This is a genomic window from Thauera mechernichensis (genome assembly GCF_029588855.1).
Taxonomy (GTDB): Bacteria; Pseudomonadota; Gammaproteobacteria; order Burkholderiales; family Rhodocyclaceae; genus Thauera; species Thauera mechernichensis.
In genome coordinates this window covers 40,001-63,859 of sequence record NZ_JARQZE010000008.1, presented here as the reverse complement: position 1 = coordinate 63,859, position 23,859 = coordinate 40,001, and the positions used below count along the sequence as shown (strand labels likewise).

The window sequence follows — 23,859 nt, the reverse complement described above, 5'->3', positions numbered from 1 at the left end:
ACAAATGGAGGCATGAGCATGAGTACCACGCATCAGAGGTATTACGTGCCGCACGACAGCGGCTGGCCGATCTTCGGCGCGGTCGCGCTGTTGCTGGTGGGCTACGGGGCCGCATCGTGGGTGACGCAGGCGGGCAAGCCCGAGGGTGGCAATGGCGTCTATATCTTCTGGGCGGGCATCGCGCTGCTGGTGGTCATGCTGTTCGGCTGGTTCGGCACCGTCATCCGCGAATCGACCAGCGGCCTGTACAGCGACCAGCTCGACCGTTCCTTCCGCCAGTGCATGGCGTGGTTCATCTTTTCCGAGGTGATGTTCTTCCTCGCCTTCTTCGGCGCGCTCTTCTACGCACGCGTGATCGCGGTCCCCTGGCTGGGCGGAGCAGGCAACAATGCGATGACCGGCGAACTGCTGTGGCCGCAGTTCGACGCGGTGTGGCCGGTGCTGAAGACGCCGGGTGGCACCGAGACGCAGCCTATGCCCTGGTCGGGCATCCCGCTCATCAACACGCTGATACTGCTCGCTTCCTCGGTGACGCTGCAGGTCGCGCACACCGCCATCGAGCTCGGCAACCGAGCGCGCCTGAAGATCTTTCTCGGGCTCACCATCGTGCTCGGTGCGGTGTTCCTCGGCTTCCAGGTCTACGAGTACGTGCTCGCCTACCGCGACCTTGGCCTGCGCCTGGACTCGGGCATCTACGGCAACACCTTCTTTCTGCTCACCGGCTTTCACGGCCTGCACGTCACCATCGGCGCCATCCTGCTGCTGGTGATCTGGCTGCGCATCGTGATCAAGGACCACTTTACCGCCGACAAGCACTTCGGGTTTCAGGCCGCGGCCTGGTACTGGCACTTCGTGGATGTGGTGTGGCTGAACCTGTTCATCTTCGTGTACGTGCTCTGAACGGGCGCCGGATGGCGGGGCGGCGTTCAGTAGGGGCGTGGATTGGTGGTCAGCACCCCGGTGGCGAGCAACACCACCAGCAGTGCCATCACCGCCACCGAGAAGTACACGCGACGGGCGAGATAGCGCGACATGCGGGTGTGCGAGCCATCGTTCTTCAGCATCACGTAGAGCGCCTGGAACAGGCTGACGATCACCACGGCGAGCAGGATGACGAGCAGGATCTTGATGAACATGGCGAGGCTCCGCAGGCGGGATGGCGATGAAGATAACAGCCTTCGGGCGCTGCTGGACCATTCGCTGGCAGTGGGCCCTGGTCAGTCTGGCGGCAAGCGCGCTGCTGGCGAGCCTGTCCATGTGGCAGTTCCAGCGCGCTACCGAGAAGACGCAGACGCTGGCGCGCATCGCGGCGTGGCAGGCGCAGGGCGCGGTCGGGCTGACGCGGCTGGCGCATCTGGTGCAGGCCGGCGTTGGGGCGGGCGAGGGCGCGGTCGACGGCCTGCAGGTAGACTTCGAGGCGCGCTGGCTGGCGCCCGCCGTGTGGCTGATCGACAACCGCATCGTCGACGGCCGCGCCGGCTACGACGTGCTGATTGCGGTCGCCGATCGCAGCGACCCGCGCGCTGCGGGGCTGGCCGTGCTGCTCAACCTCGGCTGGATCGAGGCGCCGGCCGCACGCGATGTCCTGCCATTGCCGGCCATCCCCACGCAACTGCGCGTGCAGGGCATCTTCCGCACCGATGTGGGGGGACTGCTGCTCGGCACCAACCTCGAGGACCGCGGCAGCTGGCCGATGCGCATACAGCAGGTCGATGTGGACGCGCTCTCTCCCCTGGTGCCGGTAGCGCTCGTGAGAGGTCTGGTGCATCAGCAGCAGGGCTCGCCCTTTCACATCCACTACCGGCCGGTGGTGCTGCCCGCCGAGCGCCATCGCGCCTATGCCCTGCAGTGGGCGCTGCTGGCATTGGCGGTGATCGTTGTCGCGCTGGCGGCGGGCCAGTGCAAGGAGCGCCCGCATGAGCAGCCGTAAGTTCCTGGCCCTGTTCCTGCTCTGTGCGCTGTTGCCGCTCGCCGCAGCCTGGCTGGCGCTGACGCAGGGCTGGTTTGCCGGCCACGCCAGCAATCGCGGCCAATGGCTGGACCACGAGGTGCAGGTGCTGCCGGCATCGGCGGGGGGCGATGCCCACTGGCGCCTGGCCTACGTGCAGCCAAGCGACTGTGACGCCGCCTGCGAGGCCGCCGTCGAAGCGGCCCTGCACATCCTGCAGCAACTGCATGCGGGGCTCGGCCGCAAGCAGGAACAGGTGCGTCCGGTTGTTGTCGCCGCCGCCAGTCCGGCCGTGCTCGAGCGCTTCCCGAGCGTACGCTGGGAGGCCGCAGCGCTCGCCGATGCCGCGCTCATGCGCCACATCGTGATCGTCAATCGAGCGGGCCTGGCCTTGCTGCGCTATGCAGTGGACGGTGACCCGGCGCATGCGGTCCAGGTCGCCGCCGACATTCGTAGCGACCTGCTGCGTCTGCTCAACTACGACAGGAGCGGGGTATGAGGCGCTTCACCTGGCTGGTCAATCTCACTCTCGCGCTGACCCTGATGGTGATCGCGCTCGGCGCCTACACCCGACTCACCGATGCCGGCCTGGGCTGTCCGGACTGGCCGGGCTGCTACGGCCGCCTCACCCCTCCGGTGAAGGACGTTCACATCGAGGCCGCGCAGGCACGTTTTCCAGACGCCCAGATAGACCCCTTCAAGGCCCGCAATGAGATGATGCACCGCTACATCGCGGGCCTGCTCGGGCTGTGCGTGCTGGCGGTCTTCATCCTCGCCCAGCGCCTGCGTCGCGCCCGAGGCCTGAGTGCGGCGCTGCTGGCGCTGGTGATGTTTCAGGCCGCGCTCGGCATGTGGACGGTCACCATGAACCTGATGCCAGTGGTGGTGGTGGCGCACCTGTTCGGCGGCTTCGCGCTGCTGTCGATGCTGGTGCTGCTGCGCGTCGAGCTTGGCCGCGACCCTGCCGGACCTGCCGACCCTGTCGAGCCCCGGCTGACCCGTCTGCTGCCGCTCGCCTGGCTGGGCCTTGCCGTGCTGCTGGCGCAGATTGCGCTTGGCGGTTGGACCTCGGCCAACTACGCCGCGGCTGTGTGCTACCAGCTGCCCTTCTGCGAAGGCGGCTGGCATGCGCAGTTCTCGTTGCGCGCAGCTTTCAGCCTGCCGCTGGGACATGAGACCTATGAGTATGGCGTGCTGCCCTACGAGGCGCGAATGAGCATTCATGTGTTGCATCGCTTGGGGGCTCTGGTCGCCACTGCCGTGCTGGCCGGCCTGGTGCTGTTGTGCATGCGCCGAGCCCTGAGTGCGCGCCTTCGCGGGCTTGCCGCGGCAGTGGGGGTATTGCTGGTGTTGCAGGTGACGCTTGGCTTGATCAACGTGGTCGGGCAGGTGCCGCTCTTCAATGCGGTTGCCCACAATGTGACCGCGGCATGCCTGCTTGCCGCGCTCGTGCTGCTGGTCCGCCAGTTGCATGTGCAGTCGGGCCAGGCCTTGCATGCGCGAGGGCGTGCAAGACCGGGGGCGGCCTATGGGGTGGCGGTTCAAGGCCCGATGAAGCTGCGCTAGCCACCGAGCCGGGTGTTGCGCACGGGGCGGCCTATCGGTGTCAGATACAGGGTGTCAGATACAGGGTGTCAGAGCCAGGGGGTACGGACATGGACGGCTACAAGCGGATTCCGACGGTGGCAGCCAGCGTGGGCGAGGCGCTCACGCTCGGGCGTGCGTTCTGGCAGCTCACCAAGCCGCGGGTGGTGGCGCTGCTGGTGCTCACGGCCTGGGTGGGCATGATGCTTGCCAGCGCCGGGCTGCCCGATCTTGCCTTGATGGCGCTGGCGAGCCTGGGCATCGCCATGGTGTCGGGTGCGGCGGCGGCCTTCAACCACGTGCTCGACCAGAAGATCGATGCCCGCATGGCGCGCACGCGGATGCGTCCTCTACCGGCCGGGCGTTTGAGCAGCGTGCAGGCGGTGAGCTTTGCATTTGCGCTTGCCGGCGCGGGCTTTGCCCTGTTGCTGGTGGCGGTCAATGCACTGACCGCGTGGCTGACGCTCGCCGGCCTGTTCGGCTATGCGGTGGTCTACACCGTGTTCCTCAAGCGCGCGACGCCGCAGAACATCGTCATCGGCGGTGTGGCAGGGGCGCTGCCCCCGGTGCTGGGGTGGACGGCGATGACCGGCAGTGTGGGCGCCGAAGCCCTGCTGCTGATGATGATCATCTTCACCTGGACGCCGCCGCACTTCTGGGCGCTGGCCATCCACCGCGTGGAGGATTACCGTCGCGCCGGCCTGCCGATGTTGCCGGTGACCCATGGCATCGCCTTCACCCGCACGCTGGTACTGCTCTATACCGTACTGCTGCTGGCGGTGTGCCTGTTGCCTTACCTGGTCGGCATGAGCGGGCTGTTCTACCTGGTGGGCAGTCTGGTGCTGAACCTGCAGTTCCTGCGCCACGCCTGGCGGCTCAAGTTCGCGCCGCACGCCGACACCGCGATCCGAACCTTCCGCTTCTCGATAACCCACCTGATGTTGCTGTTTCTGGTGCTGCTGGCCGACCACTACCTGTAATCGCCGGTCCGACCGCTTGGTCCGGCCGATCGGGGGCGTGATCCGCCTCAGCCCGCCTCGGTGACGAGCTCGAGGATCGCCGCGCCGTAGTGCTCCAGCTTGCGATCGCCGACGCCGCTGATGCGACCGAGTTCGGTCAGGGTGCGTGGGCGGGTGATGGCGATCTCGCGCAGGGTGGCGTCCTGGAACACCACGTAGGCGGGCACGTTGCGCTCCTTCGCGGTGGCGAAGCGCCAGGCGCGCAGGCGATCGAAGAGGGTGGTGGGGATGCCGTCGGGAATCTCGAGGTGGGCGGCACTGCGCCGCTTGGCGCGGCTGCGGCTGCGTTCGCGCTCGAGGCGCAGGTGGAACTCGGCCTCGCCGCGCAGCAGCGGGCGGGCGGCGTCGGTGAGGCGCAGGGCGTTGTAGCGCTCGTGGTCGACGGCGACGAACTCGCGCGCCACCAGCTGGCGGAAGAGTGTGCGCCAGCGCTTCTCGTCGAGCTCGCTGCCGATGCCGAAGGTGGTGATGTCCTGGTGGCCGCGTTCGATCACCTTGTCGGTGAGTTCGCCGCGCAGCACGTCGATCAGGTGGCCGGCGCCGTAACGCTGGCCGGTGCGGTATACGCAGGACAGCGCCTTGCGCGCAGCCTCGGTGGCGTCCCAGGTCTGCGGTGGATTGAGGCAGTTGTCGCAGTTGCCGCAGGGACCCGACTCCTCGCCGAAGTAGGCGAGCAGGTGCTGGCGGCGGCAGGTGGTGGCCTCGACGAGGCCGACCAGCACGTCGAGGCGGTTGCGCGCCAGGCGCTTGAATTCCTCGTTTGCCTCCGACTCGTCGATCATGCGCCGTTGCTGCACCACGTCCTGTGCGCCCCACGCCATCCACGCCTGCGCGGGCAGGCCATCGCGCCCCGCGCGGCCGGTTTCCTGGTAGTAGCCCTCGATCGAGCGCGGCAGATCCAGATGCGCCACGAAGCGCACGTCGGGCTTGTCGATGCCCATGCCGAAGGCGATCGTCGCCACCATGATCAGGCCGTCCTCGCGCAGGAAGCGGGTCTGGTGTTCGGCACGCGTCTCCTGGGTCATGCCGGCGTGGTAGGGCAGGGCGTTGAGTCCCTGTTCCTGCAGCCAGGCGGCTGTTTCCTCGACCTTGCGGCGCGACAGGCAGTACACGATGCCGGCTTCAGACGGGCATTCCTCGCGGATGAAGGCGAGCAGCTGGCGGCGCGCGTCGTCCTTGTCGACGATGGTGTAGCGGATGTTGGGGCGGTCGAAGCTGGAGACGAAGCGGCGCGCATGCCGCAGGTTGAGGCGCTCGGCGATCTCCTCGCGGGTCTGGCGGTCGGCGGTGGCGGTGAGCGCGATGCGCGGGATCGACGGGTAGCGCTCGGGCAGGATCGAGAGCTGCAGGTACTCGGGGCGGAAGTCGTGGCCCCACTGCGACACGCAGTGCGCTTCGTCGATGGCGAACAGCGCCAGCCGGCCGGTGTCGCGCAGGTGGTCGAGCTGGTCGAGGAAGCGCGGCGTCATCAGCCGCTCGGGGGCGACATAGAGCAGCTCGAGCGTGCCGTCCCACAGCGCGCGCTCAACTGCGCGGGCGCGCTCCATATCCAGGCTGGAATTGAGGAAGGCGGCGTTGACGCCGGCTTCGACCAGCGCGCTGACCTGGTCCTGCATGAGCGCTATCAGCGGCGACACCACGATTGCCGTGCCGGTGCGCAGCAGTGCCGGGATCTGGTAGCACAGCGACTTGCCGCCACCGGTGGGCATCAGCACCAGCGCATCGCCGCCTGCGGCGACATGCTCGACGATGGCCTGCTGCTCGCCGCGGAAAGCGGGGTAGCCGAAGACGTGCTCGAGGATGCGGTGCGCGGGTGACGGGTCATCATGACCGGGGGCGGATGCCGTCAGCGCTGGGGCCTGCGTCCGTGCCGGCTGGGAGGGGAGGTCTTCGAGCATCCTGCCATTTTAGCCTCCGCGCCGCTGACCGGGCAGACGGTTGGGCGCGATTGCCTTCAACCCCTCGCGACTGGCGTCGCTCCTACAGGAGAAGCGCCGCGCACATCAGTCCGCCGTAGGAGCGGTGCCAGCCGCGAGCTTTGCGGGGCTTGCGATGAGCCCTGTCGCCTTCAACCCCTCGCGACTGGCGTCGCTCCTACAGGAGAAGCGCCGCGCACATCAGTCCGCCGTAGGAGCGGTGCCAGCCGCGAGCTTTGCGGGGCTTGCGATGAGGCCTGTCGCCTTCAACCCCTTGCGACTGGCGTCGCTCCTACAGGAGAAGCGCCGCGCACGTCAGTCCGCCGTAGGAGCGGCGCCAGCCGCGAGCTTTGCGGGGCTTGCGACGAGCCCTGTCACTTTCAACCCCTCGCGACTGGCGTCGCTCCCACAGGAGAAGCGCCGCGCACGTCAGTCCGCCGTAGGAGCGGTGCCAGCCGCGAGCTTTGCGGGGCTTGCGATGAGCCCTGTCGCCTTCAACCCCTCGCGACTGGCGTCGCTCCTACGGGGGGTGGGAGAAGGGGAGTTGGGTGGACGAAATCTAAGTTTGTCCTGGACAAAGCGGAGGGGGCTGCCTAACATTCGCATCACTGATGGAGCCCGTCCCGAGGTTCCAGTCTGGACGTCCGGCCCGCCCATGAACGACATCGCCCGTTTCGAACCCGTCCATAACATCGCTGCCGTCGAGCGCGACACCGGCATTGCGAAGGATACCTTGCGGGTGTGGGAGCGACGCTACGGCTTTCCGACGCCGGCGCGTGACGCCAACGGCGAGCGTCTGTACGCGCCCGAGCAGGTCGACAAGCTGCGCCTGATCCGTCGTTTGCTAGACCACGGACGACGGCCTGCGCGCATCGTGGGGGCGAGCGTGGACGAACTCTCGCGCATGCTCGACGAGTGCCTTGCCACGAGTGCGGCAGCGCCCGGCTGCGACGGCAGCCTGCTCGAGCTCGTGCGCCTGCATCGCAGCGTCGAACTTGCGCAGGCCTTGCGCCATGCGCTGATGAAGCAAGGCCTGCAGCGTTTCGTGGCCGACACGGTCGCGCCGCTCGCGGCCGCAGTGGGCGAGGCCTGGATGCGCGGCGAGGTCGACGTCCCCGAGGAGCACCTGTTTACCGAGCAGGTGCAGAACGTGCTGCGCGGCGCGATTGGTGCCCAGGCGGCAAGCGGTGGCCGGCCGCGTGTGCTGCTCACCACCTTCCCCGAGGAGGAGCATGTGCTCGGCCTGCTGATGGCCGAAGCCATGCTCGTACCCGAGGGCGCCTGCTGTGTCTCGCTCGGCACGCGCACGCCGCTTGCCGACATCCGCAGTGCGGCGGTGGCGGGCGGCTTCGACATCGTCGGCCTGTCCTTCAGCATTGCCTACCCGGCGCGCCAGGCCATCGAGGGCTTGCTGGCGCTGCGCGAAATGCTGCCGACGACGGTGGATATCTGGGCCGGCGGGGCCGCAGTGCGCGACAAACAGAAGCGCCTGCCGGGCGTCCGCGTCGTCGGCGATCTCGACGGTACGCTGGCCGCGCTGCAGCAGTGGCGCGCGCAGCACAGCTGAAGGCGCGCGCAGCCGCTCCCCTGGTGCCGGCCGTTATGCGGGGACGCGTGCCGGCTCGCCGTTACCGTCGTTGTCGGTGTCCGGACCGTCTTCGACCTGGTGCGGCAGCAGGTCGCCATCGAGCACTGCGAGCATGCGTGCCCCCTTGGCGACCTGTTCCGCTGCCCGGCGCTGCAGGCTCGCCAGCCGCAGCCACTCCTGCATGGTGTTGATGTCCAGCCGCGCGTGCGCGCCCTGCAGCAGCAGCGCCTCCTTGAGCGCCTGGTAGCGGTTCTCGGTATCGAGCAGCAACTGCTCCACGCGCACCGCGTTGAAATCGGTCTGGCTCGCGTCTGCGCTGGCAGCCAGGTTGGCCGCGGCCTGGCGGAAGGCATCGGCGGCAGCCACCAGCTCGGGCTCGGACGGCGGGCCCAGTACCGTGCCCAGGCTGCAAGCCTGGCGTGCGGCGCCGACTGCGCTCTGCTGGTACTGCAGTGTGCGCAGGCTGTGCGCAAGCGCCTCGACCAGCGCGGGCGGCAGGCTTGCCACGCTGAGCTTGCGCACATAGGCGGCGATTGCAGGGCCGAGTGCGTCGAGTGCGCCGGCCTGGCGTTCGATCCAGGGTTCGTCGGGTGGCGTACGCGTGCTCGCGGTCAACGCGGTCACCGCAAAACTCTGCGTGCGCCCCAGCTCCAGGCGGAGTGCGCGTAATGCCAGGTCGGGCACCGCGAGCGAGTTGGCATCGAGGTGGCGTGGGCGGGCGATCTCTTCCTCGCGGCTGCGGAAACGGCTCGACAGCAGGCGCAGAATGCCGCCGGCCAGCGGCACCATCAGCAGCACGCCGAGCAGGTTGAACAGGGTGTGGAACATGGCGATCGTGACCGCCGGCGTGGCGGGCTGCTCCATCCATTCTCTCGTCATGCCCAGCAGCGTGATCAGCAGCGGCAGCAGCAGCAGCGCCACGGTGCCGGTGACGAGGTTGAACATCACGTGCGCGGCGGCCAGGCGGCGCGCATTGGAGGTGGCGCCGATGGCCGACAGGATGGCGGTGGAGGTGGTGCCGATGTTGGTGCCGATGACCATCGCGCAAGCCGCTTCCACCGACATCAGCCCGCCCTGAGCGGCGGTGATGATGATCGCGATCACTGCGCCCGAGGCCTGCATCAGCACGGTGAGCAAGGTGCCGATGCCGACCAGGATGATCCAGCCCATCACCCCCGGGCTGATGTAGTCCTGCAGGTTGAGCGCGGCGCCGAAGCCGGAAAAGGTGTCCTTGAGCACGTCGATGCCGAGGAACAACACGCCGAAGCCGGCCAGTGCCTGGCCCAGTGCGCGCATGCGCAGGCTGCGTCCGGCCAGCATGAGCGCGGCGCCGATGCCGACGAAGGGCAGGGCGAAGGCGTCGATCTTGAAGCTGAAGCCGAGCGCGGCTACCAGCCAGGCATTGAGCGTGGTGCCGACGTTGGAGCCGAAGATCACCCAGATCGCGTTCTTGAGCGACAGCAGGCCGGTGTTGACGAAACCGATGCTGGCAACGGTCACGGCGGTGGAGGACTGCACCAGGGCCGTCATGGTCATGCCTGCCGCCAGCCCGCGCAGCGGCGTCGCCGTGCCGCGCTCGAGCATGCCCTCGAGCGCGCGGCCCGCGGCCAGCTTGAGGCCTTCGGTGAGCATGTGCATGCCGAGCAGGAACAGGCCGATGCCGCCGAGCAGGCCGGCGACGACCTCGAAGGTGCTGATGGGGTTGGTATCCAGGGGCTGTCTCCGCGCTTTGATTACGTATCTTGTGTCGGCGAACCGCAAGCGTAATACCGCAAGCCCCGGTTGTGGTGCGACTTTGTTCCGCCGAGGGCGTCCCGTGCTGGCCGGCGCTGCTCGGGGGACAGCGCGGCGCAGCATCGCGCCGGGCGGATTGGGGCACTTGTTCTTGTGTTCTTTGCTCTATTTGTCCAGGACAAAACATTGACATCTACGATGGGCTGGCCTATCGTTTGATCGTCGCTTACTTCTGTCCAGGACATAGCTATGAACGAGAAGACGCTCCCACGCTGGCTCGGCGGTCTGTCGGTCGCAGCCGTCTGTTCGCTGCTGCCTCATGTCGCCCAAGCCGAGCGGCTCGCGCCGGGCGCGCCGTTGGCGGTGGCACCGGTCATGGTCGCTGTGGTGACCCAGGACGGCGCGCCGATGCCCGTAAAGGGCGCCAGGGCGGTGCCGATCGATCTGCTCATCTTCATGCATCGCCCGGATCTGCCCTTGCGCGCGGCACCGCTTGCACTGCCCAGCGCGCAACCCGACGCCCTCCCCATCGCCAACCCCGGCGCCATCCGCCACAAGGAACGCTCATGAACGCCCCTGACAAGTTCTTCCTGCCCGACGTGCAGGCCAGTGCCGACCACCGCGCCCTCCCGATCCAGCGCGTGGGCGTGCGCGGCCTGCGCTACCCGATGTCCCTGCGCGATAGTGCGGGTTCGGTGCAACACACCGTGGTCACGCTGGAGATGACGGTTGGCCTGCCGGCCGACGTCAAGGGCACGCACATGTCGCGCTTCGTCGAACTGCTCGAGGCCGAGCGCGAGGCGCTCGACCTCGCCGGTCTGCGTCGCCTGTTCGCCGACATGCTGGTGCGCCTGGAGGCGGACAGCGGGCGCATCGAGGCGCGCTTTCCCTGGTTCATCAACAAGCTCGCGCCGGTCTCGGGCGTGGCCAGCCTGCTCGACATGGACGCCTGCGTGGTGGTCGAGCGCGTGGAGGATGGCGTGGTGGCCACGACGCTCGAAGTGACCGTGCCGGTGACCAGCCTGTGCCCGTGCTCGAAGAAGATCTCCGCCTATGGCGCGCACAACCAGCGCTCCCACATCACGCTCAAGGCTCGCCTGCGTGGCGACCTGGATATCGACGCACTGGTGCGCATGGCCGAGGAGGAGGCGTCTTGCGAGGTCTTCGGCCTGCTCAAGCGCCCGGATGAGAAGTGGGTCACCGAGCGCGCCTATGACAACCCCAAGTTCGTCGAGGATCTGGTGCGCGACATCGCACTGCGCCTGCGCGCCGACGCCCGCATCGACGCGTGGTCGGTGCAGTCCGAGAACTTCGAGTCGATCCACAACCATTCCGCGTACGCCCTGATCGAGGGCGAGAACGCGGCGGAGTGACGTCATGAAGATGGGTGAGCTCGAGCGCCTGGGTGCGGGTGACACGCGCCGGGTGGCGGTGGTCGGCGGCGGCATCGCCGGCCTCGGCACGGCCTGGCTGCTGGCACAGCGCGACCGCGTGACGCTGTTCGAAGCGGGCGACTACGTCGGCGGCCACACCAACACGGTGGACGTCACCCTCGAGGGGCGCACCCATCCGGTCGATACCGGTTTCCTGGTCTTCAACCGCCGCACCTACCCGAACCTGTGCGCGCTCTTCGCACTGCTCGGCGTCGAGGCGGTGGAAACCGAGATGAGCTTCGGCGTCAGCCTCGCCGGCCCCGGGCTTGAGTGGGCGGGTACCAACCTGGATACGGTGTTTGCGCAGCGCGCCAACCTGCTGCGCCCCGCCTTCCTGGGCATGGTGCGCGACATCATGCGCTTCAACCGCGAGACGACGCGTCTGGCGGCCGCAGGTGGGATGCCGGCGATCTCGCTCGGTGACTATCTTGAGCTCGAGGGCTACGGCCAGGCCTTTTGCGACTGGTACCTGCTACCGATGGCGGCCGCGATCTGGTCGTGTCCGACGCGCACCATGCTCGACTACCCGCTCGCCACCTTCGTCCAGTTCTGCCACAACCATGGCCTGCTGCAGGTCCTCGACCGTCCGCGCTGGCTCACGGTCGAAGGCGGTGGGCGCAGCTACGTGCGCCGCATGCTCGGTCGCCTGGACGATGTGCGCGTTGGCCACCCGGTGCTGCGCGTCGAGCGCGACGCGCTGGGCGTGCGCGTGCATACGCGTGCCGGCGTCGAGCGCTTCGACGAGGTCGTGTTCGCCTGTCACAGCGACCAGACGCTCGCCATCCTGGGCGAGGGGGCGAGCGAGCAGGAACGCCGCATCCTCGGAGCGGTGCGCTACCAGGACAACCTTGCCATTCTGCATACCGACCCCGCGCTGCTGCCGCAGCGGCGCAAGGTGTGGTCGGCGTGGAACTACCTGTCCGGCGAGGGCGAGCCCGACGACCGCCCGGTGTCGGTGAGCTATCTCATCAACCGCCTGCAGCCGCTGCCCTTTGAGACGCCGGTGGTGGTGTCGCTCAACCCCTTCCTCGAGCCGGACAGTGAGCGTGTCATCGGCCGCTTCCACTACGCCCACCCGGTGTTCGACCAGGGCGCGATCGACGCCCAGGCCGCGCTGCCGGCCATCCAGGGCAACAACCGCAGCTGGTTCGCCGGGGCCTGGACCGGTTACGGTTTCCATGAAGATGGCCTCAAGTCGGCGGTGGCCGTTGCCGAGGCAATGGGCGTCGAGGTGCCATGGCGGCGCGGTCGTGTCACGGCCGTCGAGCCTGCGCTGGAGCTCGCGGCCTGATGAACGCCGCCGTATGCTTCGGTGCGGTGATGCATGAGCGCCACGTCCAGGCGCACAACCGCTTCATCTACCCCACAGCCTTCCTGCGCCTGCCGCTGGGCAGGCTCGACACCTTGCAGGTGCCCCTGCTCGGCATCGACCGCCCCAACGTTTTCGCCATATACAGCCGCGACCACGGCGCCCGCGACGGTAGCCCGCTGCTGCCATGGATTCGCGGCGTGCTCGACCGGCATGGCCTGGGCGAGCTGTGCGACGGCGAGGTGGTGCTGCAGACCATGCCGCGCATCTTCGGCTTCGTTTTCAACCCGGTCAGTTTCTGGTTCTGCCATGACCACGCGCGCAACCTGCGTGTCGTGCTTGCCGAGGTCAACAACACCTTCGGCGAGCGTCACAACTACCTGGTGCACCACCCCGACCTGCGCCCGATTGCGGCGGGCGACGAGTTGCGCGCGCGCAAGTGCTTCCACGTCTCGCCCTTCTTCCCGGTGCGCGGCGAGTACCGCTTCCGCTTCGAGCGCCAGGGCGAGGTGCACGCGGTGTCGGTCGACCTGTGGGACGAGGGCGCGCTGCGCCTGAGCACCCGCCTGTCCGGTCGCGCCCAGGCGCTCGACGGCTCCGCGATGCGCAAGTGGCTAGTCCGCCAACCCTTCATGACCCTGGGCGTCGTCGCCCGCATCCATTGGCAGGCCTTGCGCCTGGCCCTGCGTCGGGTGAGGTTCCATCGCAAGCCCGCGCCACCGCTTGAGGAGACCACCTGATGAACGCACTCGACCATGCCCTGCAGCCGCTGGCCAGCGTGCGCCTCGGTCGCCGCCCGCGCGCCACCCGGCTCGCCCTGGAGATGCTCGACCGCCTGCAGGGTGGCGCGCTCGCCGTCGAACTGCCCGACGGCCTGCGCCTGCGCGCCGGCCACGGTCCGCTCGTGGCCCACCTGCGGGTGCGCGACCACGCCGTGTTCGACGAGGCGCTCGCGCGCGGCGACATCGGCTTCGGCGAAGCCTGGATGGACGGCCTGTGGGACACCGAGGACCTCACCGGCCTGTTGCGCCTGCTGTCGGCCAACCGCGACCAGCTGCATGGCGCCATCTACGGCCGCATGTTCCGCCTGCTTGGCCACCGTCTGCAGCATCTGCTGCGCGCCAACACCCGCACCGGCTCGCGGCGCAACATCGAGGCCCACTACGACCTCGGCAACGACTTCTACGCGCTCTGGCTGGACCCGACGATGACCTATTCGGCCGCGGTCTTCGCGACCCCCGATGAGTCCTTGGTCGATGCCCAGCTGCGCAAGTACCGCCGCATCCTCGGCGAGCTCGGCGCCCAGCCGGGGCAGACGATCCTCGAGGTCGGTTGCGGCTGGGGCGGCTTTGCCGAGGTCGCCGCCACAGAGTTCGGCTGCAAGGTGCTCGGCATCACGCTGTCGCCGTCCCAGCTCGCCTTCGCGCGCGCGCGCGCCGAGCGCGGCGGCTTTGCCGACCGCGCGGACTTCGAACTGTGCGACTATCGCGACGTGCGCGGCCAGTATGACCACATCGTGTCGATCGAGATGATCGAGGCGGTCGGCGAGCGCTTCTGGCCCACCTACTTCGGCCAGCTCGGTGCGCTGCTCAAGCCGGGTGGGCGCTGTGTGGTGCAGGCCATCACCATCGCCGACGCACTGTTCGCTCGTTACCGGCGCGGCACCGACTTCATCCAGCGCCACGTCTTCCCCGGCGGCATGCTGCCCAGCCCGAGCAGGGTGGCGCAGCAGGCGCAACGCGCCGGGCTTGGCATCGTCGGCGACTTCGCCTTCGGTCGCGACTATGCGCGCACGCTCGCGCATTGGCAGCGCAGCTTCGAGGCGCAGGCCGCTGCGGTACGCGCTCAGGGCTTTCCCGAGCGCTTCATGCGCATGTGGCGCTTCTACCTGTCCTATTGCGAGGCCGGCTTCGAGACGGGCGACATCGACGTCCACCACTATGTGTTCGCGCATGCGGATGCAGGGGGCGGGAGGCGCTGATGCCACGCCCGCGCGCTGCACTCGATCCTTGGCTGGCGCCCCTGCTGCTCGCCGGCGCCTTGCTCGTTGCCGCGCCGTCCTTCGCGCGTGAGCTGCCGCCGGCGCTTCAGGGCGGCCTTCAGCGCGTGGGCGAGGGTGAGCTGCGCTGGTTCGGCCTCAAGCTCTACGATGCGGCGCTGTGGGCGATGCCCGATGCAGCCGCCGAGCCAGTGGACGACGAGGCCGAGGTGGCGCAGGTGCTGGCTGCGGACCATGCGTTGTCGATCCGCTACGCACGGGCGGTGTCGTCCGCGCGCCTGGTCGAACTCAGTCTGGGGGAGATGCGTCGCCTCGGCTATGAGGATGAAGCGCAGCTGGCACGCTGGGCGCAGGCCCTGGCGCGCGCACTGCCCTCGGTGGAGGCGGGCGAGACTCTGGTCGGGCTGCACCGCCCGGGCGAAGGCGCGCAGTTCTGGCACCAGGGCCAGCCGACCGCGGCGCTCGAAGACGCCGAGCTGGCGGCGGCCTTCTTTGCAATCTGGCTCGATCCGCGCACGCGCGAACCGCGTCTGCGCGCGCAACTGCTCGGCCTGGCGGAGCGCGCGCGATGAGCGCCGCCGCGACCAGCGCCTCACCTGATCCGGGCCCTGGCACCGATTCTCGCCAGGCGCTGCTAGCTTATGGAGCGCTCGGCCTGCCGCTGGCCTTCGCCGCGCTGCCGATCTATGTCCACGTGCCGCGCCTGTACGCTGAAGGACTCGGCCTGCCGCTGGCGCTGGTGGGGGCGGTGCTGCTCGCCGCACGCATCGTCGACGCCTTTACCGACCCCTTGATCGGCTGGGCCAACGACCGCCTGCCAAGGCGCCGGCTGTGGGTCGCGCTGGCCTTGCCGGGCCTGGGCGCTGGCATGCTCGGCCTGCTTGCGCCGCCCGCAGGGGCGGGTCTTGGCTGGCTGTTCCTGCTGCTGGTCGGCGTGTCACTGGCGTGGTCGGTGGCGACCATCGCCTACAACGCCTGGGGTGCGGAGGTGGCGCACACGCCGCTTCTGCGCACGCGCTACGTCGCCAGCCGCGAGGCTTTCGGGCTCGGCGGCGTGGTGCTGGCCGCGGCTCTGCCGGCGGTGCTTGCGCTGGGCGCCGACGAGGCGACCGGGCTGGCGCGCCTGGCCTGGCTGTTCCTGCCGCTGCTCGCCGGCTTCGGCCTGTGGACGCTGTGGCGCGCGCCGGCAGTTCCGTCTGCCGGCCTGGCCGGACAGGGTGCAGGCCGCGTGCCGGTACGGGCGACGCCGCTGTGGTCAGGCCTGCGCGCCACCGTGCGCGACGCCGGCTTCGGCCGCCTGCTCGCGGTGTTCGCCGCCAATGGCATCGCCGCGGCGATTCCGTCGGCCACCGTACTGTTCTTCGTCGCCGACGTGCTCGGCGCTGAACGGCTCGCGGGTCTCTTCCTGGTGCTGTACTTCGTCGCCGCGGCGGCCAGCCTGCCGCTGTGGGTGCGGGTGTCGCAGCGCATCGGCAAGCTGCGCGCCTGGCTCGCCGGTATGGTGCTGGCAGTCGCGGTGTTCGCCTGGGCCGGGCTGCTCGGGGACGGCGACGTGTTCGCCTACGCGCTCATCTGCGTGCTGTCGGGGCTCGCGCTCGGCGCCGACCTCAGCCTGCCCCCCTCGCTGCTCGCCGACCTCGTCGCGCGCAGCGCGACCGGGCGCGCTCAGCCCCCTCTGCAGGCGGGGGCATGCTTCGGCTGGTGGAATTTCGTCACCAAGGCCAACCTCGCACTGGCGGCTGGCCTGGCGCTGCCGCTGCTCGCGCTGCTCGGCTATGCGCCGGGGGCGCGCGAGCCTGCTGCGGTGACGGCGCTGGCGGCGGTGTATGGCTTCGTGCCGGTCGTGCTCAAGCTGGGGGCGATCGTGCTGCTGTGGCGCTGGCGCGCCTGGATCGAGCCGGATGTGCCGTCGGCCGACGGCCTTCGCAAGGCGACCGTCTGTGAGGGAGTGCAATCGTGATCGTGAAACGTCTTTTCTTGTGGATCGTGGCCGTGGTCGGCCTGTGGGGGTGCACGACGGTGAATGTCGATCATTACCGCGCCGAGCAGCCGGTGCTCGAACTGCGCGACTACTTCAACGGCACGCTCGACGCCTACGGCATGTTCCAGGACCGCTCGGGCAAGGTGGTGAAGCGCTTCCACGTGTTGATCGAGGCGAGCTGGGAGGGCGAGGTCGGCACCCTCGATGAGCACTTCACCTACTCCGATGGCAGCACCCAGCGCCGCGTGTGGACCATCACCCGCCTCGGCCCCGGGCGCTACAGCGGGCGCGCCGACGATGTCGTCGGCGAGGCCAGCGGCGAGGCTGCGGGCAATGCGCTGCGCTGGCGCTACGTGCTGGCGCTGCCAGTCGGCGACAAGGTCTACAACGTCGATTTCGACGACTGGATGTTCCTGATGGACGATAAGGTGATGCTCAACCGTTCGCTGATGAGCAAGTGGGGCTTCCGCCTCGGCGAGGTCACGCTGTCCTTCTTCAAGCGCGCCGATTGAGCGGCGAGGACCGGGCGCGCATGGCAGCGAGGATGCAGCGATGACGACGGTGACCCGGAGCGGGCGCGGGCTGTTCGCCCCGCTTAACACGCCGATCCGAAACTGGCAGGGGCGGCGGGTGTGGATCGTCGGCGCCTCCACCGGCATCGGCGAGGCGCTGGCGCTGGACCTGGCCGCGCGCGGTGCGCGCCTGGCGCTGTCGGCGCGCGGCGTCGAGCGGCTGCAGGCGGTGCGCGCGGCGTGCATGGCGCGCGGGGTGGCCGCGTCCGACTGCGTGGTCGAAGCGCTCGATCTCGCGCGCGACGCTGACTTTGCGCGTGCGCAGGCCGCCGTGCTGGCGCGCTGGGGTGGCGTGGACCTGGTGGTGTTCAACGCCGGCACCTATCGCCCGCTGCGCGCCTGGGAACTGAGCGCCGAGGCCGTGCGCGAGACGGTCGAGCTCAACCTGGTGGGCACGCTGTGCGGCGTCGGCGAGCTCGTGCCCGTGCTGCTGCGCCAGGGCAGCGGGGCGATCGCCCTGGTCGGCAGCGTCGCCGGCTACGGCGGGCTGCCCAAGGCGACCGTCTATGGCCCGACCAAGGCGGCGCTGATCAACCTGGCCGAGACGCTCTACCTGGATCTTTCGCCGCGCGGCGTCGATGTCTTCCTGATCGACCCCGGCTTCGTCGCCACGCCGCTCACAGCCGCCAATGACTTCCACATGCCGGCCCTGCAGACGCCGGTCCAGGCGGCGCAGGCGATCGTAGACGGCCTTGCGCGCGGCGACTTCGAGATCCACTTCCCGAAGCGCTTCACCCGCGTGCTCAAGGCGCTGCAGTGGCTGCCGCGGCGCTTCTATTTCCGGCTCGTGCGGCGAGCCACTGGACTATGAGGTCGACGCACATGGGCTCCGAGGGCATGGCGCCCGCCACTGCGGACGCCGCCGCGAGCGCGGCTGGCCGCGTGGCGTGTTTCTACGAAAAACTCGCGCCGCACTCGCTGGCCGGTGTCGACACACTCTATGCCGCCGACGCGCGTTTCAAGGATCCGTTCAACGATGTCGTCGGTACCGCAGCCATTCGCAGAATCTTCGAGCACATGTTCGATACCGTCGATGCGCCGCGTTTCGTGGTCACCGAGCGCATCGAGCAGGGTGCGCAGGCCATGCTGGGCTGGGATTTCCATTTCCTGCTGCGCGGCCGGCCGGTGGTGGTGCATGGCGTGACCCACCTGCGTTTCGATGCCGGTGGCCGCGTGCTGCTGCACCGCGACTACTGGGACGCCGCCGAGGAACTGTACGAGAAGCTGCCGTTGCTGGGGGCGCTGATGCGTGCGCTGCGCAGGCGACTGTCGGCAGGCTGACGCGGGCGGGTGCCCCGAGGAGCGCAGGGGAGGGTGGGGCTGGCGGAGGTGCAGTCGGACAGCGCCATTCCAGTGTGCCTTGATGGCGGACAAGCGCTGCGGCGGCTGCGGCCGAATGCCGCAGCGGGTTCCGGTGGGCAGGCGATGGGTCTATCATCGAGCGCTGATTCTGCAGTCAAACAGGCAAGCCCATGTCGTCCGCTCTCTCGTCATCAACGCTTTTTGCGCGCCTGCGTGCCCTCGTTCTGCCCGCCCTGGCGCTCGGCGTCCTCGCCGCCTGCACGCCTGCCGAGCCGGTGTTCCGCAGCACCGACATCACCGGCGCCGACTATGGCAGAAACTTCCGCCTCACCGACCATCACGGCCAGGAGCGCACGCTGGCCGATTTCAAGGGCAAGGCGGTCACCATCTTCTTCGGCTACACCCAATGCCCGGACGTATGCCCCACTGCGCTGGTGGGCATGAGCGAGGTGATGGGCCTGCTCGGCGCCGACAGCGACCGCGTGCAGGTGGTCTTCGTCACCGTCGACCCCGAGCGCGACACGCCCGAACTGCTTGCCGAGTACGTGCCGGTGTTCGACCAGCGCTTCCTCGGCATGTACGGCACGCCCGAGCAGATCGCTGCCATTGCCAAGGACTTCCGCGTGTTCTACCGCAAGAGCGGCGATCTGGCCGGCCACTACACCATCGACCATTCCGCCGGTACCTACGTTTTCGGTCCCGATGGACGGTTGCGTCTGTACATGAGGCACGGCGAGGAGCCGCAGGTGGTCGCGGCGGACATCAAGGCGCTGCTGGATGGGAAGTAGCAGCGATGTGCGAGCGTAGCGCATGAAAGCACAACGGCAGCCTTCGAGCTGCCGTTGTTGTCTGGAGAGTGCCTTGGCGCTGTAGTTACACCACTGCCGCCAGCATCCCCCGCATCTTCTGCATGGCCTTGGCTTCGATCTGGCGGATGCGTTCGGCTGAGACGCCGTATTCGGCCGCCAGCTCGTGCAGGGTGGCGCTGTCGCCTTCGGCGAGCCAGCGCCGCTGCACGATGGCTCGGCTGCGGTCGTCGAGGCTGGCGAGCGCATTGCGCAGGCCGGTGTCCTGCAGGTGTGCCAGCTGGGCCTCGGCGATGAGCTCGGAAGGTTCGGCCTGCGGGTCGGGCAGGTAGGAGATTGGCGCGAAGCGCTCGTCCTCGTCGTCGCTGCCGGCGTCGAGCGGAATGTCGCGGCCGGTGAGCCGCGTTTCCATCTCCACCACTTCCTCGGGCTTGACGTCGAGCTGGGCCGCGATCGCCTGCACCTCGGCAGGCTGCAGCGTGGTGCTGTCCTTCTTCATGCCGCGCAGGTTGAAGAACAGCTTGCGTTGCGCCTTGGTGGTGGCGATCTTCACCAGGCGCCAGTTCTTCAGGATGTACTCGTGGATCTCCGCCTTGATCCAGTGGATCGCGAACGACACCAGGCGCACGCCGCGGCTCGGGTCGAAGCGCTTGACGGCCTTCATCAGGCCGACGTTGCCCTCCTGGATGAGGTCGGCGTGGGGCAGGCCGTAGCCGAGGTAGCCGCGCGCAATGGCGACGACGACGCGCAGATGCGACATCACCAGCTGCCGTGCCGCATCCACGTCGCCCTCGTCGCGTAGCCGCGTCGCCAGTTCCACCTCCTGCTGTTCGCTCAGCATCGGCATGCGATTCACGCTCTGGATGTACTGGTCCAGGCTGCCGGCGGCGGGAACGGGGAAGGTCAGGGCGTGTGACATGGGCTTGGGTCCTCCTTGTGCGCTTCAATATTAGCACTCGGGGCGTGAGAGTGCTAAGGGGCGGTGGGAGTTCCGGGGTGGCCTGCTTCAGTCTGTGTCGGAGGCTACCCAGTCCTCGACGCGCAAACCCGCAATCCGCCTGAACTCGCGCGTATTGTGGGTGATCAGTGTGGCGTCTTCGGCCAGCGCATGGCAGGCGATCCACAGGTCGTTCGCGCCGATCGGTGTGCCTGCCTCCCTGAGGCGGGTGGCCTGTTCCGCGTAATGCCTGCAGATGGCGGGGTCGGCGGGATAGCGCACCGGTACCTGGCGCGCCAGAGCGTTCAGCCGGCGTAGCACCTCCGTCTTGCGAGTGCTGCGCTCGGCGCCCTTCAGCAGCTCCGCCCAGGTCACGAAAGACATGCACAGGGCGTCGTTCTCGGGGAGGGCGTCGATGCGCTGCGCGATGCCGGGCGGCTGGTTCTTGATCAGGTAGATCAGGATGTTGGAGTCGAGCAGGTAGATCACAGCGCCTGGCGCTCCTGCGTTTGCAGCGGCGCTTCCTGTTCGGCCTCGAGCGCGGCGATGAAGTCCTCGTCCACTTCGCCCAGCGCCTTCAGGGCCTGCATCAGGGCGGTGCCGCGTTGCACGCGCAAGGGGTGGATCACCAGATCGCCCGCTTCGTTGCGCGTGATGCTGACGCGGTCGGTGTCGAGGCGGAACTCTGCGGGTATGCGCACAGCCTGGCTGTTGCCGTTGTTGAACACTCGGCTGGTCAGCGTTCCCATGGTATTACCTCTTGTATCTACGTTTGTGTGTGCACTTTAATGTCCGCGTCGCAACAACGCAAACGCCCATGGCTTGTTTTGCCTCGGTGGCAGGGACGGTGCGCATGGTGGCCACTCCTCTTCGTTCTGGTGAGCTTGAATTGTATGTTTTGTACAAAATGTGCCGAATTTTGTATTGGATGAACCCGTGCATGCTGCCTGCTTGCAGCCTTGTTGCATTTGCATCCAACCATGGTCATGATCATGGTCATCGATTATCCAGGGAGTACGACTATGCAAACCATCCAGGCCTCCGAATTCAAGGCCCGCTGTCTCGCCCTGATGGATCAGGTGGCGGCCTCCGGCGAGATCCTTGTCGTCACGAAGAACGGTAAGCCCGTGGCCGAACTGCATCCCTATCAGGGCGCGCGCGCATCTTCGCCTTTTGGTCTGCATCCAGGCTTACGTATCCTGGGCGACATCGTGTCACCGGTTGCCGACGATGACTGGGAGGTGCTGTCGTGATCGTTCTCGACACGCACGCCCTCATCTGGATGGACGCCGACGATGCCGCGCTCGGCCCGCAGGCGCGTGCGCGCATCGAGCAGGCCTGGCGTGCTGGCGAGGTCGCGGTGAGTGCGATCAGCTTCTGGGAGTGCGCGATGCTTGCAGAGAAAGGCCGTATCGTTCTGCCGCTCGCGATCGAAGGCTGGCGGGCAGGCCTGCTCAGCGCGGGGCTGCTCGAGATCCCGCTCGATGGCCGCATTGCGCTTGCGGCCGCGGGGTTCGCCGACCTGCATCGCGACCTCGCGGACCGCTTCATTGCCGCCTCCGCGGCGGTGCGCAACGCGACGCTGGTGACGGCGGACGAGAAGCTGCTGGGCTGGAAGGCGGCCCTGCCGCGGCTCGATGCGCGGCGCTGATCCGGCGTTCTGTTGCACGCCCGCAACAACAAAGCCCGGAATGTGGTGTTTTCCGTCGCCCGGACTTGCATGCCCGGGCTCAGGTTTGCAGAATCGCCCCAACTTCTCGCCAGAGAGGTGAGTAGGGCCGAGGCAGGTGCCGCGGTCTCAACTTCAAATTTGAGGAGAAATACATGCAGAAGAAACTGATCGCGCTGGCTGTTGCTGGCCTGGTTTCGGCTCCGGCCTTCGCTCAGTCGAACGTGACCATCTACGGTGTGGCCGACGCCTACATGGCTTTCGGTTCGCATGGCGCCAACGACCTGTCGGCCGTCAACAGCGGTGGCCTGTCGGGTAGCCGTCTGGGCTTCCGTGGCGCTGAAGACCTGGGCAATGGTCTGAAGGCTGTGTTCACCTTCGAGCAAGGCTACAACGTCGATGACGGCACCGGCCTGGGTGGCAACTCGCGTCAGTCCTTCGTCGGTCTGTCGGGTGGCTTCGGTACGGTCAGCCTCGGCCGTCAGTACGCTCCGGGCTTCGACCACGTTGTTGACGCCTTCGGCAACTCCGGCATCCTGTCGCCGCAGTCCATCCTGGCTGCTGGCACCGGCTCGAGCATCGATGCTGGTGGCGACGCCCGCTGGAACAACTCGATCGCCTACAACGGCTCGTTCTCTGGCCTGAAGGTCCGCGCCATCTACTCGATGGACGCTGTTGAGCTTGCTCCGAAGGAAGGCAACGACGACGCCGTCGGTCTGGGTCTGGACTACAGCAACGGCCCGCTGCGTGTCGCCGCCGTGTATCAGCTGCTGCAAGACACCGCCGAAGACCAGAAGGAATGGTCGATCGGTGCGAGCTACAACTTCGGTGTGCTGACCCTGGCTGCCAACTACCAGGACGCCAAGTCGATTGGTCATGTCAAGGGTAACGACTCCGACATCTGGCAGATCGGCGTTGTCGTTCCGGTCAGCGCCGCTGGCAATGTCCACGTCGGCTACGGCCAGGCTGATGTTGATGCTGTCAATGCCAAGGCCAAGTCGTACTCGATCGCCTACACCCACGCCCTGTCGAAGCGCACCACCGCCTACGCTGGCTTCAACCGCACCGACAACGGCAACGGTCTTGCCTACGGCGTCGTTGGCGCGCCCACTGGCGTGACCGGCAAGGATTCCGACGTCTTCGCCGTTGGTATGCGTCACACCTTCTAATCTGTCCTCCAGACAGGTTTGAAAGTAAAAACGGGAGCTTCGGCTCCCGTTTTTTTTGCACTCAGCATGAGCGCACTTCTGGGTGGGGTTGTCTGGGGGTTGGAGGGTTGGGGTCAGGTCTTTCATTTGCTCATTTTGGTCTGGTATCGTTTTTTGATACCATAAGATCGTGAAGCGCAAACACCAGCGCACCCTTGAACTGATCCATGTCCGGCCGGTCTCGGCCAATGTGCGCTGGTGGGGCATCGAGGCTTTGTTCCGGGAGTTGGGTGCCGAGATTTCGGAGCGCGAAGGTTCTCGGGTGGAGGTGTTCCTGTTCGGTGTGGTGCGTGTCTTTCATCGCCCGCACCCGTCCCCGGATACCGACAAGGGCGCAGTTGCAGCAATTCGGAAGTGGCTTGAAGAAAACGGAGTGCAACCATGAACACCATGAACATCGGGGGCTACGAGGCCGTGATCACCTTCGATCCGGACATCCAGATGTTTCGCGGCGAGTTCGTCGGTTTGAATGGTGGTGCGGATTTTTATGCGGCAGATGTGGCCGGACTGAGGCGCGAAGGTGAGGCGTCCCTCCGCATGTTCCTGGATGCTTGCGAACGGCGGGGCATCGAGCCACGAAAGCGTTTCTCGGGCAAGTTCTCGCTGCGCGTCGATCCCGCTGTGCACGAGGCGGCGGTCGTCGCTGCCGCTGCGCACGGGCAGAGCTTGAACCAGTGGGCAGCCGAGGCTATCAGGCAGGCCGCCCGGGCGGGGTGAGGGGTTTCTCGTGCTCGGGGTCACGTGCTCGGGGTCAGGTCTTTCAGTTGATCATCACAGAGCCGAGTGATGCGTGACGGGCTTGCGGGCAGGAAATGGCATAAGCATAATTCGAGCTCTCCTTTCAAAGGACGGGC

General features: G+C 67.7%; 28 protein-coding genes. 22 read left to right on the top strand and 6 right to left on the bottom strand.

The genetic code is table 11. From position 1 onward, the window contains the following. Window positions 1–18: 18 nt before the first annotated feature. Window positions 19–900: a cytochrome c oxidase subunit 3 gene (locus P7F68_RS12375; RefSeq protein ID WP_277833512.1), complete on the top strand. Its 882-nt coding sequence runs from the start codon at window positions 19–21 to the stop codon at window positions 898–900. A 26-nt stretch (window positions 901–926) separates the two neighbouring features. Here P7F68_RS12375 and P7F68_RS12370 read toward each other — a convergent pair whose 3' ends face one another. After that, window positions 927–1,136, bottom strand: coding sequence for a DUF2909 domain-containing protein (locus tag P7F68_RS12370; RefSeq protein ID WP_002928648.1), 210 nt, complete (start codon window positions 1,134–1,136; stop codon window positions 927–929). 26 nt (window positions 1,137–1,162) lie between these two features. Between P7F68_RS12370 and P7F68_RS12365 the strand changes: the two genes are divergently transcribed. From P7F68_RS12365 to cyoE, 4 genes are all read left to right on the top strand, one after another. After that, on the top strand, window positions 1,163–1,930 hold the full coding sequence (locus P7F68_RS12365; protein ID WP_277833510.1) for an SURF1 family protein: 768 nt from the start codon (window positions 1,163–1,165) through the stop codon (window positions 1,928–1,930). Further along, window positions 1,917–2,447, top strand: coding sequence for a hypothetical protein (locus tag P7F68_RS12360; RefSeq protein ID WP_002940840.1), 531 nt, complete (start codon window positions 1,917–1,919; stop codon window positions 2,445–2,447). Before P7F68_RS12365 ends, P7F68_RS12360 begins: the two co-directional genes overlap by 14 nt. Beyond that, a complete protein-coding gene (locus tag P7F68_RS12355) occupies window positions 2,444–3,514 on the top strand; it encodes a COX15/CtaA family protein (protein ID WP_277833508.1) in 1,071 nt (356 codons plus the stop codon). Before P7F68_RS12360 ends, P7F68_RS12355 begins: the two co-directional genes overlap by 4 nt. A gap of 89 nt (window positions 3,515–3,603) precedes the next feature. Beyond that, entirely contained in the window at window positions 3,604–4,512 is a 909-nt protein-coding gene (gene cyoE, locus P7F68_RS12350; protein ID WP_277833506.1) for a heme o synthase, read from the top strand. Between the two features lie 47 nt (window positions 4,513–4,559). On the opposite strand, the gene recQ is transcribed toward cyoE, so the two are convergent. Continuing rightward, window positions 4,560–6,449, bottom strand: a complete 1,890-nt coding sequence (gene recQ / locus P7F68_RS12345; RefSeq protein ID WP_277833504.1) for a DNA helicase RecQ — start codon at window positions 6,447–6,449, stop codon at window positions 4,560–4,562. 673 nt (window positions 6,450–7,122) lie between these two features. On the opposite strand from recQ, the gene P7F68_RS12340 reads away from it, so the two are divergent. Next, window positions 7,123–8,034, top strand: coding sequence for a MerR family transcriptional regulator (locus P7F68_RS12340; protein ID WP_277833502.1), 912 nt, complete (start codon window positions 7,123–7,125; stop codon window positions 8,032–8,034). Window positions 8,035–8,067: 33 nt separating this feature from the next. On the opposite strand, the gene P7F68_RS12335 is transcribed toward P7F68_RS12340, so the two are convergent. Then, on the bottom strand, window positions 8,068–9,687 hold the full coding sequence (locus P7F68_RS12335) for a Na/Pi cotransporter family protein (protein WP_386040587.1): 1,620 nt from the start codon (window positions 9,685–9,687) through the stop codon (window positions 8,068–8,070). Between the two features lie 351 nt (window positions 9,688–10,038). Here P7F68_RS12335 and P7F68_RS12330 point away from each other — a divergent pair, with 351 nt between their 5' ends. The 11 genes from P7F68_RS12330 (at window position 10,039) to P7F68_RS12280 (ending at window position 19,173) form a co-directional block, all read left to right on the top strand. Next, window positions 10,039–10,359, top strand: a complete 321-nt coding sequence (locus P7F68_RS12330; RefSeq protein ID WP_270069297.1) for a hypothetical protein — start codon at window positions 10,039–10,041, stop codon at window positions 10,357–10,359. Beyond that, a complete protein-coding gene (gene folE2 / locus P7F68_RS12325) occupies window positions 10,356–11,162 on the top strand; it encodes a GTP cyclohydrolase FolE2 (RefSeq protein WP_277833497.1) in 807 nt (268 codons plus the stop codon). The genes P7F68_RS12330 and folE2 overlap by 4 nt, the downstream gene beginning before the upstream one ends. Window positions 11,163–11,166: 4 nt before the next feature. Then, the gene (locus P7F68_RS12320; RefSeq protein ID WP_002928679.1) at window positions 11,167–12,513 is read left to right on the top strand and encodes an NAD(P)/FAD-dependent oxidoreductase; all 1,347 of its coding nucleotides are present in this window, start codon (window positions 11,167–11,169) and stop codon (window positions 12,511–12,513) included. Next, complete coding sequence (locus tag P7F68_RS12315; RefSeq protein ID WP_277833495.1) at window positions 12,513–13,271, top strand: DUF1365 domain-containing protein; 759 nt, start codon at window positions 12,513–12,515, stop codon at window positions 13,269–13,271. Before P7F68_RS12320 ends, P7F68_RS12315 begins: the two co-directional genes overlap by 1 nt. After that, entirely contained in the window at window positions 13,271–14,512 is a 1,242-nt protein-coding gene (locus P7F68_RS12310; RefSeq protein ID WP_002928682.1) for an SAM-dependent methyltransferase, read from the top strand. The genes P7F68_RS12315 and P7F68_RS12310 overlap by 1 nt, the downstream gene beginning before the upstream one ends. Continuing rightward, entirely contained in the window at window positions 14,512–15,102 is a 591-nt protein-coding gene (locus tag P7F68_RS12305; protein ID WP_002928683.1) for a chalcone isomerase family protein, read from the top strand. The genes P7F68_RS12310 and P7F68_RS12305 overlap by 1 nt, the downstream gene beginning before the upstream one ends. Further along, window positions 15,099–16,490 (top strand): MFS transporter, encoded by a 1,392-nt coding sequence (locus P7F68_RS12300; RefSeq protein ID WP_277833490.1) that lies wholly within the window; start codon window positions 15,099–15,101, stop codon window positions 16,488–16,490. The genes P7F68_RS12305 and P7F68_RS12300 overlap by 4 nt, the downstream gene beginning before the upstream one ends. 2 nt (window positions 16,491–16,492) lie before the next feature. Beyond that, window positions 16,493–17,023, top strand: coding sequence for a DUF3833 domain-containing protein (locus P7F68_RS12295; RefSeq protein WP_037982795.1), 531 nt, complete (start codon window positions 16,493–16,495; stop codon window positions 17,021–17,023). Between the two features lie 40 nt (window positions 17,024–17,063). Beyond that, window positions 17,064–17,894: an SDR family NAD(P)-dependent oxidoreductase gene (locus P7F68_RS12290; protein ID WP_277833487.1), complete on the top strand. Its 831-nt coding sequence runs from the start codon at window positions 17,064–17,066 to the stop codon at window positions 17,892–17,894. Window positions 17,895–17,905: 11 nt separating this feature from the next. Beyond that, complete coding sequence (locus tag P7F68_RS12285; RefSeq protein ID WP_002932320.1) at window positions 17,906–18,364, top strand: nuclear transport factor 2 family protein; 459 nt, start codon at window positions 17,906–17,908, stop codon at window positions 18,362–18,364. A 191-nt stretch (window positions 18,365–18,555) separates the two neighbouring features. Next, a complete protein-coding gene (locus P7F68_RS12280) occupies window positions 18,556–19,173 on the top strand; it encodes an SCO family protein (protein ID WP_002932322.1) in 618 nt (205 codons plus the stop codon). An 85-nt stretch (window positions 19,174–19,258) separates the two neighbouring features. Here the strand turns inward: P7F68_RS12280 and rpoH are convergent, their stop codons facing one another. The 3 genes from rpoH to P7F68_RS12265 form a co-directional block, all read right to left on the bottom strand. Beyond that, window positions 19,259–20,110 carry an RNA polymerase sigma factor RpoH gene (gene rpoH, locus P7F68_RS12275; protein ID WP_270069306.1) on the bottom strand — a complete coding sequence of 284 codons (852 nt, stop codon included), beginning with the start codon at window positions 20,108–20,110 and terminating at the stop codon, window positions 19,259–19,261. An 87-nt stretch (window positions 20,111–20,197) separates the two neighbouring features. After that, window positions 20,198–20,617, bottom strand: coding sequence for a type II toxin-antitoxin system VapC family toxin (locus tag P7F68_RS12270; RefSeq protein WP_277833483.1), 420 nt, complete (start codon window positions 20,615–20,617; stop codon window positions 20,198–20,200). After that, entirely contained in the window at window positions 20,614–20,877 is a 264-nt protein-coding gene (locus tag P7F68_RS12265) for an antitoxin (RefSeq protein WP_277833481.1), read from the bottom strand. Before P7F68_RS12265 ends, P7F68_RS12270 begins: the two co-directional genes overlap by 4 nt. A gap of 273 nt (window positions 20,878–21,150) precedes the next feature. Here P7F68_RS12265 and P7F68_RS12260 point away from each other — a divergent pair, with 273 nt between their 5' ends. From P7F68_RS12260 to P7F68_RS12240, 5 genes are all read left to right on the top strand, one after another. After that, window positions 21,151–21,381 (top strand): type II toxin-antitoxin system Phd/YefM family antitoxin, encoded by a 231-nt coding sequence (locus tag P7F68_RS12260; RefSeq protein WP_270069311.1) that lies wholly within the window; start codon window positions 21,151–21,153, stop codon window positions 21,379–21,381. Continuing rightward, window positions 21,378–21,779 carry a type II toxin-antitoxin system VapC family toxin gene (locus tag P7F68_RS12255; protein WP_277833476.1) on the top strand — a complete coding sequence of 134 codons (402 nt, stop codon included), beginning with the start codon at window positions 21,378–21,380 and terminating at the stop codon, window positions 21,777–21,779. The genes P7F68_RS12260 and P7F68_RS12255 overlap by 4 nt, the downstream gene beginning before the upstream one ends. 173 nt (window positions 21,780–21,952) lie before the next feature. After that, a complete protein-coding gene (locus tag P7F68_RS12250; protein WP_277833474.1) occupies window positions 21,953–22,966 on the top strand; it encodes a porin in 1,014 nt (337 codons plus the stop codon). A 169-nt stretch (window positions 22,967–23,135) separates the two neighbouring features. Next, complete coding sequence (locus P7F68_RS12245) at window positions 23,136–23,390, top strand: type II toxin-antitoxin system HicA family toxin (RefSeq protein WP_277833471.1); 255 nt, start codon at window positions 23,136–23,138, stop codon at window positions 23,388–23,390. Continuing rightward, entirely contained in the window at window positions 23,387–23,722 is a 336-nt protein-coding gene (locus P7F68_RS12240; protein ID WP_277833469.1) for a type II toxin-antitoxin system HicB family antitoxin, read from the top strand. Before P7F68_RS12245 ends, P7F68_RS12240 begins: the two co-directional genes overlap by 4 nt. Window positions 23,723–23,859 lie beyond the last annotated feature (137 nt).

Bases quoted from the DNA above. Each gene is read 5' to 3' on its own strand.
- P7F68_RS12375 (WP_277833512.1), top strand. From the start codon at position 19: ATGAGTACCACGCATCAGAGGTATTACGTGCCGCACGACAGCGGCTGG.
- P7F68_RS12370 (WP_002928648.1), bottom strand. From the start codon at position 1,136: ATGTTCATCAAGATCCTGCTCGTCATCCTGCTCGCCGTGGTGATCGTC.
- P7F68_RS12365 (WP_277833510.1), top strand. From the start codon at position 1,163: ATGAAGATAACAGCCTTCGGGCGCTGCTGGACCATTCGCTGGCAGTGG.
- P7F68_RS12360 (WP_002940840.1), top strand. From the start codon at position 1,917: ATGAGCAGCCGTAAGTTCCTGGCCCTGTTCCTGCTCTGTGCGCTGTTG.
- P7F68_RS12355 (WP_277833508.1), top strand. From the start codon at position 2,444: ATGAGGCGCTTCACCTGGCTGGTCAATCTCACTCTCGCGCTGACCCTG.
- cyoE (WP_277833506.1), top strand. From the start codon at position 3,604: ATGGACGGCTACAAGCGGATTCCGACGGTGGCAGCCAGCGTGGGCGAG.
- recQ (WP_277833504.1), bottom strand. From the start codon at position 6,449: ATGCTCGAAGACCTCCCCTCCCAGCCGGCACGGACGCAGGCCCCAGCG.
- P7F68_RS12340 (WP_277833502.1), top strand. From the start codon at position 7,123: ATGAACGACATCGCCCGTTTCGAACCCGTCCATAACATCGCTGCCGTC.
- P7F68_RS12335 (WP_386040587.1), bottom strand. From the start codon at position 9,687: ATGCTCACCGAAGGCCTCAAGCTGGCCGCGGGCCGCGCGCTCGAGGGC.
- P7F68_RS12330 (WP_270069297.1), top strand. From the start codon at position 10,039: ATGAACGAGAAGACGCTCCCACGCTGGCTCGGCGGTCTGTCGGTCGCA.
- folE2 (WP_277833497.1), top strand. From the start codon at position 10,356: ATGAACGCCCCTGACAAGTTCTTCCTGCCCGACGTGCAGGCCAGTGCC.
- P7F68_RS12320 (WP_002928679.1), top strand. From the start codon at position 11,167: ATGAAGATGGGTGAGCTCGAGCGCCTGGGTGCGGGTGACACGCGCCGG.
- P7F68_RS12315 (WP_277833495.1), top strand. From the start codon at position 12,513: ATGAACGCCGCCGTATGCTTCGGTGCGGTGATGCATGAGCGCCACGTC.
- P7F68_RS12310 (WP_002928682.1), top strand. From the start codon at position 13,271: ATGAACGCACTCGACCATGCCCTGCAGCCGCTGGCCAGCGTGCGCCTC.
- P7F68_RS12305 (WP_002928683.1), top strand. From the start codon at position 14,512: ATGCCACGCCCGCGCGCTGCACTCGATCCTTGGCTGGCGCCCCTGCTG.
- P7F68_RS12300 (WP_277833490.1), top strand. From the start codon at position 15,099: ATGAGCGCCGCCGCGACCAGCGCCTCACCTGATCCGGGCCCTGGCACC.
- P7F68_RS12290 (WP_277833487.1), top strand. From the start codon at position 17,064: ATGACGACGGTGACCCGGAGCGGGCGCGGGCTGTTCGCCCCGCTTAAC.
- P7F68_RS12285 (WP_002932320.1), top strand. From the start codon at position 17,906: ATGGGCTCCGAGGGCATGGCGCCCGCCACTGCGGACGCCGCCGCGAGC.
- P7F68_RS12280 (WP_002932322.1), top strand. From the start codon at position 18,556: ATGTCGTCCGCTCTCTCGTCATCAACGCTTTTTGCGCGCCTGCGTGCC.
- rpoH (WP_270069306.1), bottom strand. From the start codon at position 20,110: ATGTCACACGCCCTGACCTTCCCCGTTCCCGCCGCCGGCAGCCTGGAC.
- P7F68_RS12265 (WP_277833481.1), bottom strand. From the start codon at position 20,877: ATGGGAACGCTGACCAGCCGAGTGTTCAACAACGGCAACAGCCAGGCT.
- P7F68_RS12260 (WP_270069311.1), top strand. From the start codon at position 21,151: ATGCAAACCATCCAGGCCTCCGAATTCAAGGCCCGCTGTCTCGCCCTG.
- P7F68_RS12250 (WP_277833474.1), top strand. From the start codon at position 21,953: ATGCAGAAGAAACTGATCGCGCTGGCTGTTGCTGGCCTGGTTTCGGCT.
- P7F68_RS12240 (WP_277833469.1), top strand. From the start codon at position 23,387: ATGAACACCATGAACATCGGGGGCTACGAGGCCGTGATCACCTTCGAT.